15 protein-coding genes, 1 tRNA gene and 2 pseudogenes are annotated in these 15781 nt (G+C 38.9%); 10 read left to right on the top strand and 8 right to left on the bottom strand.

All coding sequences use genetic code 11. The features are described from left to right. Positions 1-55: 55 nt before the first annotated feature. From WN50_RS08410 to WN50_RS08385, 6 genes are all read left to right on the top strand, one after another. The gene (locus WN50_RS08410; protein ID WP_046279751.1) at positions 56-421 is read left to right on the top strand and encodes a translation initiation factor; all 366 of its coding nucleotides are present in this window, start codon (positions 56-58) and stop codon (positions 419-421) included. 33 nt (positions 422-454) lie between these two features. Continuing rightward, a complete protein-coding gene (locus WN50_RS08405) occupies positions 455-1069 on the top strand; it encodes a 7-carboxy-7-deazaguanine synthase QueE (protein ID WP_046279734.1) in 615 nt (204 codons plus the stop codon). 212 nt (positions 1070-1281) lie between these two features. Beyond that, the gene (locus tag WN50_RS08395) at positions 1282-1728 is read left to right on the top strand and encodes a 6-carboxytetrahydropterin synthase (protein ID WP_235440878.1); all 447 of its coding nucleotides are present in this window, start codon (positions 1282-1284) and stop codon (positions 1726-1728) included. Positions 1729-1834: 106 nt separating this feature from the next. Further along, the gene (gene petN, locus WN50_RS31940; protein ID WP_071941453.1) at positions 1835-1924 is read left to right on the top strand and encodes a cytochrome b6-f complex subunit PetN; all 90 of its coding nucleotides are present in this window, start codon (positions 1835-1837) and stop codon (positions 1922-1924) included. Positions 1925-2087: 163 nt separating this feature from the next. Continuing rightward, positions 2088-2333, top strand: coding sequence for a DUF167 domain-containing protein (locus WN50_RS08390; protein WP_046279749.1), 246 nt, complete (start codon positions 2088-2090; stop codon positions 2331-2333). 109 nt (positions 2334-2442) lie between these two features. Continuing rightward, positions 2443-2679, top strand: coding sequence for a hypothetical protein (locus WN50_RS08385; RefSeq protein WP_046279733.1), 237 nt, complete (start codon positions 2443-2445; stop codon positions 2677-2679). Between the two features lie 45 nt (positions 2680-2724). Here the strand turns inward: WN50_RS08385 and WN50_RS08380 are convergent, their stop codons facing one another. After that, on the bottom strand, positions 2725-3693 hold the full coding sequence (locus WN50_RS08380; protein ID WP_046279748.1) for a DUF1848 domain-containing protein: 969 nt from the start codon (positions 3691-3693) through the stop codon (positions 2725-2727). 1629 nt (positions 3694-5322) lie between these two features. Here WN50_RS08380 and WN50_RS37415 point away from each other — a divergent pair. Then, a pseudogene (locus tag WN50_RS37415) lies at positions 5323-6006 on the top strand (reverse transcriptase domain-containing protein); the annotation flags it as partial. A 1716-nt stretch (positions 6007-7722) separates the two neighbouring features. On the opposite strand, the gene WN50_RS08360 reads toward WN50_RS37415, so the two are convergent. The 7 genes and pseudogenes from WN50_RS08360 to nadA (WN50_RS08330) all read right to left on the bottom strand — a co-directional run bounded on the left by WN50_RS08360 (position 7723) and on the right by nadA (WN50_RS08330) (position 13331). Then, positions 7723-7839, bottom strand: coding sequence for a photosystem I reaction center subunit VIII (locus WN50_RS08360; RefSeq protein WP_046279731.1), 117 nt, complete (start codon positions 7837-7839; stop codon positions 7723-7725). A gap of 104 nt (positions 7840-7943) precedes the next feature. Then, complete coding sequence (locus WN50_RS08355) at positions 7944-8435, bottom strand: photosystem I reaction center protein subunit XI (protein ID WP_046279730.1); 492 nt, start codon at positions 8433-8435, stop codon at positions 7944-7946. Positions 8436-8556: 121 nt separating this feature from the next. Beyond that, on the bottom strand, positions 8557-9261 hold the full coding sequence (locus tag WN50_RS08350) for a TIGR04283 family arsenosugar biosynthesis glycosyltransferase (protein WP_046279729.1): 705 nt from the start codon (positions 9259-9261) through the stop codon (positions 8557-8559). A 316-nt stretch (positions 9262-9577) separates the two neighbouring features. Then, complete coding sequence (locus WN50_RS08345) at positions 9578-10087, bottom strand: TIGR04282 family arsenosugar biosynthesis glycosyltransferase (protein WP_281062869.1); 510 nt, start codon at positions 10085-10087, stop codon at positions 9578-9580. 272 nt (positions 10088-10359) lie between these two features. Continuing rightward, the gene (locus tag WN50_RS30835; RefSeq protein ID WP_053221461.1) at positions 10360-12027 is read right to left on the bottom strand and encodes an eCIS core domain-containing protein; all 1668 of its coding nucleotides are present in this window, start codon (positions 12025-12027) and stop codon (positions 10360-10362) included. 125 nt (positions 12028-12152) lie between these two features. Then, a pseudogene (gene nadA / locus WN50_RS31935) lies at positions 12153-12355 on the bottom strand (quinolinate synthase NadA); the annotation flags it as partial. Between the two features lie 7 nt (positions 12356-12362). Then, on the bottom strand, positions 12363-13331 hold the full coding sequence (gene nadA, locus WN50_RS08330; protein WP_046279727.1) for a quinolinate synthase NadA: 969 nt from the start codon (positions 13329-13331) through the stop codon (positions 12363-12365). A 170-nt stretch (positions 13332-13501) separates the two neighbouring features. On the opposite strand from nadA (WN50_RS08330), the gene WN50_RS08325 reads away from it, so the two are divergent. From WN50_RS08325 to WN50_RS08310, 3 genes are all read left to right on the top strand, one after another. Further along, a complete protein-coding gene (locus tag WN50_RS08325) occupies positions 13502-14434 on the top strand; it encodes a TIGR04168 family protein (RefSeq protein ID WP_046279726.1) in 933 nt (310 codons plus the stop codon). Between the two features lie 77 nt (positions 14435-14511). Next, positions 14512-14599: transfer RNA gene (locus WN50_RS08320), tRNA-Ser, on the top strand. An 895-nt stretch (positions 14600-15494) separates the two neighbouring features. Next, positions 15495-15781: hypothetical protein (locus WN50_RS08310; protein WP_046278577.1), on the top strand; the 287-nt coding region annotated here is incomplete at its 3' end.

Below are 15781 nucleotides of genomic sequence, written 5' to 3'. Positions count from 1 at the left end.
TGAAACCTCTAGAGTGAGTTTTCTGAGTAAGTTTGAATTATCATTTTTAAAACATATGGCATCTAAGCAAAACTCTAATTCAGCTCAAAATTCCTCAAAAAATCGCGTTATTTATTCAGAATTTGGTCAGAATACTGATTCTGCTGCTCTTGAAAGGGCTAAACCGGATTTACCCCCAGCTCAACAAAATTTGAAGATTGAAGCGTCTCGCAAAGGACGAAAAGGAAAAACCGTAACGGTGATTTCTGGGTTTCAAACCTCTAATGAAACCTTAGAGAAATTAGTCAAACAGCTTAAAACTCACTGCGGTTCAGGGGGAACGCTTAAAGAGGATACGATTGAAATTCAAGGTGATCACGCTCAAAAGTTACTCGAGATGCTCACAAAGTTGGGATACAAAGCTAAAATAAGTGGTAGATAGAATCGTGAGTTGGAGAAGGGTTTGACAACGTTGATGAATGAAATTGCCATCCATGAGACGTTTCAAAATACGATTCAAGGAGAAGGATATTGGGCGGGAACGCCTGTCGATTTTATTCGTTTAGCCGGATGTCCGGTTCGATGTCATTATTGTGATACGGGCTATGCAAACGGGGGTGTGGGTTTACCTCGAAATGTTCGTTCTTTTAACGAATTAATTGCTGAATTGCGATCGCCAAGAGTGGTGATTTCTGGGGGTGAACCGTTTATTTATCCTCAACTTCCCGATTTAGTCCAGTGTATTGAAGCAACTGATCGCACGGTTTCTATTGAAACGTCTGGGTCATTTTGGCAAGCGATTTCTTCATCCGTTTGGGTAACACTAAGCCCGAAAGAACATATTAGTCCTCAGTATCCCGTTGTTGCTCAAATGTGGGAACGAGCTTCCGAAATTAAATTGGTGATTGAAACGGGTTTAGAAGTAAAATATTATGCTCAATATTTACCCAAAAAACCTCAAATTCCTGTATTTCTCCAGCCAGAATGGACGCAACGCGATTACACTTTACCTCTCGTTTTAGACTTACTCAAACAATATCCTTACTATCGACTCTCGCTTCAGTTACATAAATATGTGGGTGTAGACTAATCAAAAATGAGCGACTCTCGTTGGCACTATCCAGCCTCTCTTAAACACAGCCAAACGATTCCCTATCAAGGGATAATTTCGCTTGAAAATCAAGTTCATCATCAGCCTGTAACGTTTAATTATACGATTAAAGCAACTCTACGCCGCCAACATTGTAATCCGCCGATTTGGACAAATTTTCATTATCATACCTTTGAAATNACTAATCAAAAATGAGCGACTCTCGTTGGCACTATCCAGCCTCTCTTAAACACAGCCAAACGATTCCCTATCAAGGGATAATTTCGCTTGAAAATCAAGTTCATCATCAGCCTGTAACGTTTAATTATACGATTAAAGCAACTCTACGCCGCCAACATTGTAATCCGCCGATTTGGACAAATTTTCATTATCATACCTTTGAAATTATTCTCGAACTCGCCGCTCTTTGTCAGCCCGGAGATTTGTATGGGTTAGATATGGTTGAAATGGAAAATAAACTGTATATTTGGGCGGAACAACTTCCTGAAAAAATTAACGAACATCCGTTATGTCCTCACGGAACCACAGAAGAAATGTGCTTGTATTTTGCTCAGATAGCGGTTGAACCTCATGTTAAACTACTGAGTGTCAGTGTCTCTGAAACCTCCAACCGAGTCACAACCTTGAAGCTTTCTTAGCCTGGCGCTTGTGATCTCAACTTGCAAAAAATTTGCGCTGTTGAGCCGATTTCGAGATATGATCAGACCTGAAACAATTTAGTGATCATTACGTTAGTAGACTGTTATGGATATTCTCTCATTAGGTTGGGTTGCGGTTTTGGTTGTGTTCACCTTCTCCATTTCAATGGTGGTTTGGGCGCGTAACGGCTTGTAAATTACCGAAATTCCGGGAATTACCCAATTCTCCAGGGGTGGATATTCTGTCCACCCTAAATTATTGCAAAAGTCAATACAAATTTTTAAATTATTATCGGTCTTTTCTATTAAAAAATGGGGTAAAATGAGAATAGATTTAGTCGAGTAAAGGAGGCTTGATTTTGACGATTTTACAAGTAAAAGTTAAACCCAATTCTAAACAACAATCCATTACAAAAGAAGAAGATGGCTGTTTGACAATTCATCTGAAATCCCCTCCCGTTGATGGGAAAGCAAACCAAGAGTTAATCAAACTCTTAGCCAAACAGTTTAATATCCCCAAATCTCAAGTTATTATTAAATCCGGTTTATCCTCAAAAAACAAGTTAATTGAGTTACCTGATTCCTGTATCGTTAGTGAAAACTAAGTGTGCCAGATGACAGAATATTGTGATGAAAAAATAAAATTTATCTAGAGTTTTGGAAACGTTTTAGACTAAAATTAAATTATCTCATTAACTTAAGGCGTGAGTCAACATGGCAACTATCGTTGAACATCAAGAAAGTGGAAAGCGTTATATTTTAATGGGAACTGGGTTCGGTATTTATAAATCATCTCGCAGTAGTCCCCCTTGGAATCTAACAGCAATTGAAGAAGAAGACCATTATCATTTAGTGGCAGTTTGCGATCGCAAAGGTAAGATAAAATGGTTTTATTCTGAGGATTTAGTGGTTGTTGAGGTGGATGGGGGTAAACCTTCAGATTTAGTTTAACCCCTATTATTTTATAACCAAAATTGGCGAGTATTTTGACAATTTTTAGAAAAGAAAAGGATTAATTATTTCTGTTTTTTTCTGCTTCTTGGTATACTCTCGTGTGATCAAGTCAATCCCAAATAATTCAGGTGGTCGCCAGAGAACTGTATCACTTGGATCGTGTTCCTGTAAACGCTTCACAGCAGTTTCATGGTTATTCGTAGCATAACAGTATTGACATCCAAAAGTACAGGTTTCATAGACACCTATATCGGCAGATTCAACACAACCACAATCCTGTCGAGTTGGTGCAGCTTTTAAGCGATGATGAATATCAGGTTGTAATTTTTGCAGCAGATCAAAATCAATGCAATGTGCTTTTTCAACTCCCTCACCTACAAGTTGATCATTACAGCAAGAATACAACGTGATTCCTCTTGATGTAGCAATATCCCGTATTTTTTCAACCAGTTGCTTTTGCTTTTCTAACGTTGGATGTTGAAATTGGATTTGATTTTGTCGTGCAACTTTGCCTAAATTTCGTTCGGTTTTTTGATAAAAATCAACAAAGGAAAAATAGCAGCGTTGGGTGTAACCCTCCAACTGCTGACTGAGATAGTCAAACTGTTCTAAATGATAGGATTCAGGTGTTATATTGCTCAGTATAATCGGGTCGTAGCGCCACTGGACTTGATGAGATGAAAGCTGTTGAGAGAGTTCTTGAAAGGCTTGAATCGCCAATTTTAAGGGAGGATTATGGTTCTCTATTGCTTTTTTGTATCCTGTTATGGTGAAATGAAAGTAGAAACAATAGCCTCGATTTTTGAGCAAATCAAGATAAGGCATTAATTGTCTGGGGTATCGCGTCCAAAATACGATTGCTAAACAGTCTTCTGGTCGAAGCGAAACTCGATAAACCTGTTTACTCACGGGGTTGAGTCGATGACAAAACTCAGCCTCTATGCGGTTGAGAAACCACTGAGAGTAAAAAGCCGGGATATCAGTTCGACGACTAGCACTGATGATTTTCATTGAATTCACCCAGTGAATCTCTACAAACACTATAACGCAGATTGACTTTAAAATCAACAATGACAGAACCCAGATCATTTCATCCTTTGATTCAAGAAGCCTACACCGGGGTACATCAGTGGCTCTCTCAGCAGGAAGAAGCAACAGGATATAGTCAAGTTCCCTATCCTTATCGTGATCAAGCAAAGATGGATGAGTTGCTCACGAAAGAAAGCTTAAAAATGGTAGCCGCTCAATTTTCTTTTTACTTTCATGCTCACTATTTCAAAGTGATACATACCTTCGATCAGGTTCTTACTAAAAGTTACCTGTTGAACTGGGTTGAACAAAACAAAAATATATGTATTCTTGATATTGGCTGTGGAGGAGGAACCGGATCAATCGCTTTTTTAGAGACATTAATTCGCCTGAAAGAAGAAGGAATTTTACGTCAATCACTTAATATTTACTGCTTGGGTATAGATGTTAATGAATTTACTTTGGTAATTTATAACCAGTTTATGACAGAGCTAAAGCCTAAACTCGCTACACTCAATATTAACTGTGAGTTTGATCTTATAGCTGATAGTGTACTAGAAGCTTGTTATAGCGCAAAGGATTATTTACAAAATCAACTTACTGAATGGAATTGCCCCACTTTGCCTCGAGTTTTAATGATTCATTCTACAGTTGTTGATATGTTAGAAAAACAATATCAAAGAAAACTTAATAAAAATGCCAATCTTAAAAAATATGATATTTTAACTGATAAAAATCAACAATTTACTAACTTCAGTAAAAATTATTCCCTTGTTTATAGACAAATTTTTGAGGAAGTTCCAATAGATCAATTATCTGTAATTACAATCGGTACACATAGAGACTCAACACCTGTAAAAGTGATGGGAGACGCTCTTGATAAAGAATTTAGCAAAAAGTGTCATTCTGTAACCTTGAATGTATGTGATAAAAAAGAATATCAAGTTTACTATAAAAATCCTCAAGGTTCTAACTGGAGAAACGAAGATCCTGGCAAGCCTTCAACCTTCTATTTAACTGTTGTGACAATTTCTAATCAGCATTTGGCTAAAGATAAAGATTGGCAAACAGTTACCAGTTTAGAAAATTTAGAATTAGCTTGGGTACACGCTAGGCATTATCTATTACATGAGTCATTTTTTGATGATGTTGAGATTCGCTTATTTGAAAGAAATCTTACTCACAACTTGAAATTACTTCAACAACAACTTATGGCATATGTCGAAGAAGTTGCTCATCACGAGGACTATCTTAATTATAAATCTGTTAAAAGTTCATCACAGGGTCGTCCCCGAGGTTTATCAAGGTTTGAAGGTGAAATATTATCGGTAGCAATCATTCAAAAACTTGGACAAAACTATTCACGACTACAAGGAAATAGCTATGCTTACCGTATTGATTCCAAAAATTATGATATCGAATATTTTTATTCTTACTGGTACTTCACTTACGATAATTTTATTAAAAATGCACGCGATAATGCAAAAAACTATAAAAATGCTGTAGTTATCCGAGTCGATATAGAATCATTTTATACGAAGATCATACAGGATCATCTAACTGAGTTGACAGGAAAAGAATTATCAGAAAGTAAGCGTATTAGNTAATTTTATTAAAAATGCACGCGATAATGCAAAAAACTATAAAAATGCTGTAGTTATCCGAGTCGATATAGAATCATTTTATACGAAGATCATACAGGATCATCTAACTGAGTTGACAGGAAAAGAATTATCAGAAAGTAAGCGTATTAGTTGGTTACTGAAAGTCTTACTTCAGCAAGAACTGAATGAACATGAAATCGGATCAGGGATTACTCAAGGAAGTATTGGCTCGGGATTTTATGCAAATTTATATTTAAAAGATGTTGATGCAATATTTGGCTCACAACCAACTGATAATCAGTGGGGTGCAACGCTTTATCGATATGTGGATGATATGATTATTATTGTCCCCGATCCTAACGATAAAGATGAAGTTTTGAACATACTAACAAAAACTTTAAGTGAGTTAGGACTAAAGCTCAATCCAGATAAAACGGAAATTTATACTCGGGTAGAAGATTTTCTAGAAACTGTACAAGAAGATCAGTTATTAAACGACTTAAAGAAAAATTTTGATGATTTAACGAATTTGTTATGGATTGGAAGTTCAAGCCTTCGTAGAGAATTTGAACGGTCTTATAGAACAGATGATGATGATTTATGGTGGCATCTAATAAAACGATTCAAATCCTGTTTGAACTCTATTCAAATTTATGTTAATGCACCCCGTTTAAGCAGAAAAGTCTATCAANTAAACGACTTAAAGAAAAATTTTGATGATTTAACGAATTTGTTATGGATTGGAAGTTCAAGCCTTCGTAGAGAATTTGAACGGTCTTATAGAACAGATGATGATGATTTATGGTGGCATCTAATAAAACGATTCAAATCCTGTTTGAACTCTATTCAAATTTATGTTAATGCACCCCGTTTAAGCAGAAAAGTCTATCAATTTTTATTCGATTCTGAAGAGCGTAAAACAAAATTAAACAATCAGCAAGAGTTAGTATTTCCAGAAATTCCTTATGATGATTTGAATGATTCTATCTTGAACTGGGCTAGAACTTTTGAAAGCCTAAATTGTGATTGGATACAGAAAAAAAATGAATTAATTAATCAACTTATTCGGCTATTTAAAGACAATTTAACCGAACTAAAAGCATTACAAGAAAGTCACAGTATAGAACCGAGACAAGCAAATCTTAAAAAGAGAACATTAATAAGACAAATACGTTTTGCTATTAATAGACTGTATTTATTGGGACTACAAGACATTAGAAAAGAAATTGTCGATATTCTCTGTGATACACCTTGGATTTTCCGTGAGCCACTACAAGTTATAGAAAATCTAGCTCGTCAAGGAGGAGGACTTGAAGTGGTAGAAATTTTAGGATTTTATAAACATAAGACAACATCTTATAGTGAATCTATGACAGATGAAACAACATCTTGGAGTGAATATATAAGAGCGGTTACTCTTAGGGGAATTCGATTTTTACCTGCAATAAATAAGTATGTATGGGAAAAAATGGTTGAATATTCAACAAAAGGTACAACCATAGAATGCTTAATGGCTACAGAAACTTGGCTTCACTTGAGTCATGTTGCACACCAGTTCACAACAGACGATCACATTAATGCTGTTTATCAAGCTTTGGAAAGCGATCCTCTTGTGAAAAGATTAAGAAAGAACTATATCTTGATTTTGGGAATGTACGATAANGTATGTATGGGAAAAAATGGTTGAATATTCAACAAAAGGTACAACCATAGAATGCTTAATGGCTACAGAAACTTGGCTTCACTTGAGTCATGTTGCACACCAGTTCACAACAGACGATCACATTAATGCTGTTTATCAAGCTTTGGAAAGCGATCCTCTTGTGAAAAGATTAAGAAAGAACTATATCTTGATTTTGGGAATGTACGATAAAGAAATTAACAGGGAAGTTTTAGGAAAAGATAGTGATTATATGCTTGATGAAGCTTTGAAAGTGGCACGAGAGGGGAGTAATTCGGACTTATTTGAATATGAAGAACCCAAAATAATTCGAGATAAATATTATAGTGGTAAACGGCAATTCAAAGCCGATGGTGAGTCGGAGTTAATGTACTAATGTACTATTAACTTAACTTTTGATAAAATGTTAAAAATCTATTTTCGTGTTTTCGAGCCTACTATTAATCGCTTAATGGTCGTAGCGAATGAAAGTGATGCCGATGCCCGTGCTTTACAAACTGAAATTGTAGAAGATTCCAGTGTTAAATTTGAAGGATGAATTAAGAACAATCGTGATCACCGAAAAGCCGATCTGATTCTCAAAGGACGCAAACCGCAGATGGGCAGGGTGCATCAGAGATACAAGTTAATATTTTAGTTACTTATTTTATGGTCTGATGTACGCTACAAAAAATCCCCCAACTGTTTGTTTAGTGGAGGATTTTTCAGTTAGTTCAAGCGAGAGTTTTAGGCTTCGCTTTCAATGTGAATGAACAGTAAACCCATAACGACAACGGGCATCAACCAGCAAACAACTGGAATCAAAATCCAGGGCAAATATGCAGCCGCGTATGAACCTGTCATATTAAATTCTCCTATTTCACAGTAGCCAAATTGTAACCGAAATTGGTCTGAGTTGTTTTAACCCGTGTTAAAGCTTAGTCAAGAAAATTCAACTCAGAGGGGAATTAGTTGTTGACAATTCCTCGGAAAATATCATCGACAACCGAGAAGTTTTCCAGCAGGAAGAAGGCAACAAAAGCGCCGCCCATTGCACCAATAAAGAAGCCACCCGCAAATTGACTCCAGCCTTCATCCGTTTGAAGGAAATCAGCACCTTCAGATTTTTTCTGGAAGGAAACTAACCCATAAGCAGACAGACAAGCGGTAGCAATTAAAATCAGAGCCATTCCTGAAATTAATCCGCCTAAGTTGGCGCTGGCACTATCGCGTAATGGCCCAAATTTAACCCAGGGGCCAATAATAAAATAGCCGTGAGCCATACCAACTTCTAAGCCCCGTAACAGGGGAGAAAGGCCTTTACGATAGGCGGGTAAATTGCCGATAAATGCCCGTGTAAAGTCGGAGTCACTGATAGGTGTAGACAGATGTCCGACAAAGGGATCGCCCTTATAGGGTTGAACAAACCCTGAATCTCTGGCGTCGTCAGCCGCACTCATATTGATTGTCTCCTGTATGTTTGACAATTTGTAGCAAACTTGAGCTTCTATTTTACGCAGGGATGCGTCATCTAGTCGCACAAATCAACAGGAGCGTTAAAAAAGTTCACATCTTTGTTCATTATTGTTTACTTCTGTACCAATTCGCGAGGGTTGAGGGAGAAATGCCCAACAAATAGGCGATAATAATCATTTGATTGATTAACGTTGTCCTCAATACGCCTAACTTTTGCCAGCGTCGTCCCGAAGTTGTCACCGCCACAGGGACAAGGACAATTTTTCCTCGTCGCCGTAACTGACGCACCAGTTGAAAATCTTCCATCAGAGGCAGTTCCGGAAAGCCGCCCATCTCCCAAAAGGTACTCGCTTTGAGAAAAATCCCCTGATCTCCATAGGGCATTTGGAGATACTGCGATCGCCATTTTACACCCTGTTCGACCCAACGTAACCCGATCACAGATGCGGCTATTTTAAGTTCAAATGCCCCTGCAATAGTGTTGGGTTCATCAAGTACCTGACGCACCCATTTCTCAAACCTTTCGGGTAATTGGGTGTCGGCGTGTAAAAATAGTAAAATCTCTCCGGTTGCTGCTTTCGCCCCCATATTCATCTGATGGGCGCGTCCTCGAATTGTTTCTAAAATTCGCACTTCAATATTTGTATTTTTCCCGAATTTATCGACGACTTTTATTGTATTGTCTTGACTGCCACCATCTACGATAATCATTTCAAGATTAGGAGTATTTTGCAGCTTTGACAGCACCGAGATGATAGTTTTTTCCTCATTTAAAACAGGAATAATAATAGAAATTATAGCTTCATTCATTATAGATTTTGCGAACAACAAAGGAAATCTTGAATATGCAGTGTTTCTTATTGCTATATATCGCGCTAAAGCGCAACAACGAACAGATTGATATTTGTTTATTGTTGAATAGTTTAATCATCCCGTCTGAGAAATNTAGCTTCATTCATTATAGATTTTGCGAACAACAAAGGAAATCTTGAATATGCAGTGTTTCTTATTGCTATATATCGCGCTAAAGCGCAACAACGAACAGATTGATATTTGTTTATTGTTGAATAGTTTAATCATCCCGTCTGAGAAATACCCGAAACTTAGATGAAAAACCGATGAGAGATTATTTTAAATCTTCAGGACGATCAATATCGGCTAAGGTTGGCAGAAATTCAACTGATAAATTCAGAGTTTCACAAACGGTTAGTGTTTGTTGAAAAACTTCAGAAGTTCCCCAATTAATGCCTAAAAATAATTCGGGGATTAACTGACATAATCCAATTAAATAATAACCGCCATCTTCTGCTGGCCCAAGAACAATATTTCCCGGTTTTAGCTTCTCAAATGCCTCAGACAAAATCTCTACACTGAGATCAAGGCAATCTGTTCCGATGGCAATAACAGCCGTTTTTCCTCGATCTAAAGCCCCTTGAAAAGACTCTCGCAGGCGATCGCCTAAATCACCAGTTCCCTGCAAATTATACCGCAAATCAACCCCTAACCAATCTTGCATCAATTCCAAATTTCCGCCTGTGTAGCGAATTTCAACTGAAACCGAATGAGATGCGGCAAATTCTCTCACCGTTTTAACTGTTTTTTCAGTCATTAGGCGATGAAATTCAGCCGGCTGAATTTCATAGCCTAATGACTGAAAAAACAGTTAATACGGTGAGAGAATTTGCCGCATCNGCATCAATTCCAAATTTCCGCCTGTGTAGCGAATTTCAACTGAAACCGAATGAGATGCGGCAAATTCTCTCACCGTTTTAACTGTTTTTTCAGTCATTAGGCGATGAAATTCAGCCGCACCTTCTGCCCCCAAAGCGGGAATTAATCGAGTTTTCGTTTTCCCCGCTTCAGGATAACGAGTAAAAATAATCAGATGTTCCATTAATCGCAGGTAGATTAACGCAATTCATTAAGCTTAGTAAACAACAAAACCACCTCAGTTGTAAAGTCTCCCCATTGATCAACCGGAAGGTTGTAAGAGTCAAAGCTGCGAATTTCCAAAACTGCACCCTGCTTTCGATGAGTCATAGAAACCCCTTCTGGAGAAATTGTTTTCCATTCTGGGCCAACAGATTCCATCGAAAAATCTTGATCCGACCACTGTTGATCTTCGCCATTCAAAACCCCATTTACCCACTCAGAAATAGTTATTTTGGGATTAGCGTCGATACTTCGACCTGTTTCTTTTCCGGCGGTTAAACTGTGAGGAAAAAGCGGCTCATTCGCTTGTTCTTCTGTCATTCCTGCCGCCATTAAAACATAATTCAAGAATTTTTCTTTATTGTTAATTTTAACCTGTTGTCGAATTTCTCCCAGGTTAGTTCGGCTTAAAACGGGAACTAATATTTTACCCGTTCGGATTTTAGGGTTCAGACTCATTTCTGGATTTTGATGGTTGATAAATCGATACTGACCCCCAACATAACTGCCCATCAAAGCAACCAAGCCTTTATATTCCAAAGATTCATTTATTTTTTGAGTATAATTAACAGCCTGATCTATCACAATTTTATCAGCTTTTCCGATCAATAATCCGTGATAATAATCCTGATTGTTTTCAAGAGAAGTATTGTTAATTTGGGCAATTTTTTCTAACATCTCAAAAATTCTATCAAGCCTCACTCCTGCTGTCACATGAAATGATCCTGATATTTCATTACCCTTTTGAAAAGGATGCCATCCTACGACATAATCTTCAGCGAGTTGAATATATTCTCCTGTTTTTAAATCTACTAAATTCTCGCTTACCCAGTTTTTTAGGTCTTCTACAATACGAGTTAATCCTTGGGGGCTTTCCGCCTCATCAACGGGATCTGTAATATATTCACAATACCAACTATCCTCGTAACCATCAGGAGTCAGACTCCAAGAGTTACCATTCATAATAGCAGATTGACCTTTTTTAATACATCCATCATTGGCTGAAATAAAGGGTAATTCTCGACTTTTTGTTTTAAAGGGAGAGACTTCTTTTCTTTCCGCTTCTGTTTTAAGAGTCCCTTTTTGTAAATCCATCGGAACTTCTATTTCTAGCCCAATTTTTCTCTGAATAATATTCTGAAATGCTTTAATTATCTTGGGAAAACTGATATTATTTTCTTTATCAATCTTAAATTTATTCGCTCTTTCCCCCATTTTATCCGCTTCTTGTTCTAGAAGAATATTATCATTCACGGATGTATTTTGAACCTGCAAAGTAGACTGAACTCGACCCTGCATTTGTTGAACAACGTGCCAAACTTCATGGGGTAAATGTTGTTCCTGACCGGGCGCTATATAAATATCTTGATCTTGAGTATAAGCTAATGCTTCTAACTCGGCAGGTTTAGCAGAATTATAATGAACTTTCACATCATCGATAGAAAAGCCGCAGAGATATTCAATTCCCGCTTTGAGATCATCGGGTATACCCGTTGTATTTTCTGGAGTTGGGAAGATTTGATCAGCTATAGAATTCTCTGTTTCCTCGCCTTGTTTTTTCTGGGGAGAAACTCGGCGGATCACCGTCCACTGACAAAGACAACGACTGCCTTTTGAGTTGGGGTTCGACTGCTGATTATTCATTCAAAAATCCTGTAACTGCTGCTGTGACAACCTTTATTATCACTGCTCTAATTTTATTCTCAAACCCGCAGCCATTACTGAAGTCAATTTTACCGTTTCGGGTGAGCATTGCCCACCCTTGAAATTTAACGACTCATTTCTAACATTCGTTGAATAGGTTTTAATGCCGCTAGCCTTATATTTTCAGGAAGGGTAATTTCTGGGGTTCTATTTTTCATCGCCAGATAAAGTTTTTCTAGCGTATTCAAACGCATATGCGGACATTCATTGCAAGCACAACTATTCATCGGTGGGGCAGGAATAAACTGTTTATTGCTGGCTTCTTTTTNTGAAATTTAACGACTCATTTCTAACATTCGTTGAATAGGTTTTAATGCCGCTAGCCTTATATTTTCAGGAAGGGTAATTTCTGGGGTTCTATTTTTCATCGCCAGATAAAGTTTTTCTAGCGTATTCAAACGCATATGCGGACATTCATTGCAAGCACAACTATTCATCGGTGGGGCAGGAATAAACTGTTTATTGCTGGCTTCTTTTTGCATTTGGTGAATAATTCCCGGTTCAGTTGCTACAATAAATTCTGAACAGTCACTTTGTTGAGCATATTTCAATAATGCTGTCGTTGAACCAATATAATCAGCATGACGCAGAACAGGTTCTTCACATTCTGGATGAGCAATAATTTCAGCTTGCGGGTATTGGATTTTTAACTGCACAATCTTCTTTTCTGAGAAGTTTTCATGCACCATACAAGCCCCATCCCACAGCACTAAATCTCGACCTGTTTCTGCCATAACATAACGGCCTAAATTGCGATCTGGCGCAAAAATAATCGGTTGATCTTCGGGAATTTGCCGCACAAGATCAACAGCATTAGAACTGGTGCAGATAATATCACTCATCGCTTTAATTGCCGCACTACAGTTAATATAAGAGACGACAATATGATCAGGATATTGGGCTTTAAACTGGGCAAATTCTTCAGGGGGACAAGTATCAGCCAGTGAACATCCTGCTTCTAAGTCCGGTAATAATACTAATTTGTCGGGGTTGAGAATTTTAGCCGTTTCCGCCATAAAATGAACCCCCGCAAACACGATCACATCCGCGCTGGTTTCAGCCGCTTGACGAGACAAACCGAGAGAATCTCCGATATAATCAGCAATATCCTGAATATCGGGATCTTGATAATAGTGAGCCAAGACAACCGCGTTTAACTCCCGCTTTAGGTCATTAATAGCGGAAAACAAATCATCAGGGGTTGTTTCAGATTTCGCTTGTCGGTACAGTGTGGTTGTGAACATAAATTGTGCCTTTCCGGTTCAGGAGTTAACAAAACGTAACTTCTAATTATAGTTGATTTCACCAAAATATGCGGCAGATCGAGGTGACTTGTCTGTTGCGATCGACACCACCGTTCAAAAAAAGGTCTGAAATTGCCTATCGTAGAATAAGAGAGGCAAGAGAGTAAGAGATGAATCAAAATTGTAAGCAAAGCATTAAGATTGCTGTTGTCGGTGATGTACATGACCAATGGGAGGAAGAAGACGGGATCGCCCTCAAGCAGTTAGGCGTAGATTTAGTGCTGTTTGTGGGGGATTATGGTAACGAAGCGGTAGAAGTCGTCAGAGCGATCGCCGCCCTAGACCTCCCCAAAGCAGCCGTTTTCGGCAACCATGACGCCTGGTATACGATGACCAGTTGGGGACGCAAACATTGTCCCTACGACCCCGAAAAAGAAAATTGGGTACAACAGCAAATGGATCTGTTGGGAGAAGCCCATGTCGGTTACGGAAAGCGAGATTTCCCCGAATTTGGGCTTACAGTGGTTGGTAGTCGTCCCTTTACTTGGGGCGGGCCAGAATGGAGAGAGAGTCAATTCTATCAAGAATGGTTTGGGGTGAATAGTTTTGAAGACTCCACCCGTCGCATCGTAGAAGCCGCCCAAAGTTCAACCCAGAATACAGTGATTTTTTTAGGTCATACGGGGCCGACGGGGTTAGGAGAAGCAGCAGAAGACCCCTGCGGCAAAGATTGGAAACCGATAGGAGGAGATTACGGCGATCCGGATTTTGCCTCGGCGATCGCTCAAACTCGGGCTTTAGGAAAACAGATTCCCTTAGTTACCTTTGGTCATATGCACCATAATCTTCGCCATACCAAAACTCGTCTGCGGAAATGTGTTGAGGTGGGTTCGGAGGGGACAGTTTATCTAAATGCAGCGAGAGTGAACCGTATTGAGGACAGAGGAACCGATAAGCAACGCAACTTTTCTCTGGTGATATTAGAAGCAGGTCAGGTGTCTGAGGCGAAATTAGTTTGGGTGAACCCAGAGTTTCGCATCGCCGAAGAAGAAATTTTGTATCGCCAACCTCAACCTGTTGTTGAAGCAGCATCTATGCTATAATCTTAAACTAGCTTTGAAATTAGAGGCAGTATTCGATCTCAAATCGCTGCCCTTTAGATCAAAACTAAATATTGACTGGAGAGGTGGCAGAGTGGTCGAATGCGCTCGACTTGAAATCGAGTAGGAGTTAATAGCTTCTCGTGGGTTCAAATCCCACCCTCTCCGTTCTTTTAGCCCTACAACTTAACCCTTTTTCAGTAAGCTTGGAGCGAATTTGGAGCGAATTTGGAGCGAAACCTAAATTCGCTCCATTTTGCCGTTAGCTAATTGCCCCAGTTACTATTCAATTTAATCAATTAAAAAGTTTAAATTTGAATTTTAGGTGGATCAGGTGGATCAGTAGTCTGGATATTAGTCCTGTCAAGGGTTTGAGACTGATCCATTTACAAACTGATTTCAGACCAGTCTGATCCAGTGGATCACTGTGATGGATCAGTAAAAAACACCCCTCTAACAGAAGGGTGCTGAACCTCTATGCTTAACTCTCAATTTTTCTACTGTCTCAGCTCTACTGTCTCTCTAACTGACTGGTCTGTTGCCTCATCANGTCTGATCCAGTGGATCACTGTGATGGATCAGTAAAAAACACCCCTCTAACAGAAGGGTGCTGAACCTCTATGCTTAACTCTCAATTTTTCTACTGTCTCAGCTCTACTGTCTCTCTAACTGACTGGTCTGTTGCCTCATCATTCAGAAAGGAAATAGGCAAGGGTTGAATCAATCGGTAACTTGGGATTGAGAAGTAACCTGTTGCTGATTGTCTGAGCTGACCAGATGAGAGAAAACTTCCATCTACCAGTTCCCTCAACAGTCTCTTAGTTGAGCTGGCTGACTCACCCCGATTGAGAACGTCTTTTAGAAGGAATGGGCGATCGCTAAACTTTTTCTGAATCATCACCAACAGTCCGAAGGCGCCGTAACTTAAGTCTTTTAACATGGCCAATGATGTTTTAATCCAGTCTACCTGTTAGTAGGGTGTAGACACCAGTAAACAGATAGTGTAGACACTGTAGACACCTACCGTATACACTGTAGACAGGTAGTGTAGACAGGTGTATACATGGCAAGTGAAATGATTAGCTTTAGACTCTCAAACAGTGACTTGGACTGGCTTAGAGAGCAATGTCAACCCGGTGAAAGTCTCAACCTTGCAGCTAAGAGACTGCTACTGTCCATCCATCAAGGTGTAGACACCCCTGTTAACAGTCTTGTAGACACTGTAGACACCTCTGTTAACAGTTCTGTAGACACTGTAGACACCCCTGATATAAGAGAGGAATTAGAACAGCTACAAACAAGACTGGATGAACGTTTTGAGGAGTTAGAGGAACGCCTGGGAAAGCTGAA

The sequence above is a fragment of the Limnoraphis robusta CS-951 genome, from assembly GCF_000972705.2.
Note: the sequence above shows the minus strand (reverse complement) of the source record. Positions and strands in the feature narration are given on the sequence as shown.

What these genes read in the sequence shown, in the direction of transcription:
- WN50_RS08380 (WP_046279748.1), bottom strand. Translation starts at nt 3,693, where the DNA reads ATGAAAATCATCAGTGCTAGTCGTCGAACTGATATCCCGGCTTTTTAC.
- petN (WP_071941453.1), top strand. Translation starts at nt 1,835, where the DNA reads ATGGATATTCTCTCATTAGGTTGGGTTGCGGTTTTGGTTGTGTTCACC.
- WN50_RS08360 (WP_046279731.1), bottom strand. Translation starts at nt 7,839, where the DNA reads ATGACAGGTTCATACGCGGCTGCATATTTGCCCTGGATTTTGATTCCA.
- nadA (WP_046279727.1), bottom strand. Translation starts at nt 13,331, where the DNA reads ATGTTCACAACCACACTGTACCGACAAGCGAAATCTGAAACAACCCCT.
- WN50_RS08385 (WP_046279733.1), top strand. Translation starts at nt 2,443, where the DNA reads ATGGCAACTATCGTTGAACATCAAGAAAGTGGAAAGCGTTATATTTTA.
- WN50_RS08395 (WP_235440878.1), top strand. Translation starts at nt 1,282, where the DNA reads ATGAGCGACTCTCGTTGGCACTATCCAGCCTCTCTTAAACACAGCCAA.
- WN50_RS08405 (WP_046279734.1), top strand. Translation starts at nt 455, where the DNA reads ATGAATGAAATTGCCATCCATGAGACGTTTCAAAATACGATTCAAGGA.
- WN50_RS08410 (WP_046279751.1), top strand. Translation starts at nt 56, where the DNA reads ATGGCATCTAAGCAAAACTCTAATTCAGCTCAAAATTCCTCAAAAAAT.
- WN50_RS08355 (WP_046279730.1), bottom strand. Translation starts at nt 8,435, where the DNA reads ATGAGTGCGGCTGACGACGCCAGAGATTCAGGGTTTGTTCAACCCTAT.
- WN50_RS30835 (WP_053221461.1), bottom strand. Translation starts at nt 12,027, where the DNA reads ATGAATAATCAGCAGTCGAACCCCAACTCAAAAGGCAGTCGTTGTCTT.
- WN50_RS08325 (WP_046279726.1), top strand. Translation starts at nt 13,502, where the DNA reads ATGAATCAAAATTGTAAGCAAAGCATTAAGATTGCTGTTGTCGGTGAT.
- WN50_RS08350 (WP_046279729.1), bottom strand. Translation starts at nt 9,261, where the DNA reads ATGAATGAAGCTATAATTTCTATTATTATTCCTGTTTTAAATGAGGAA.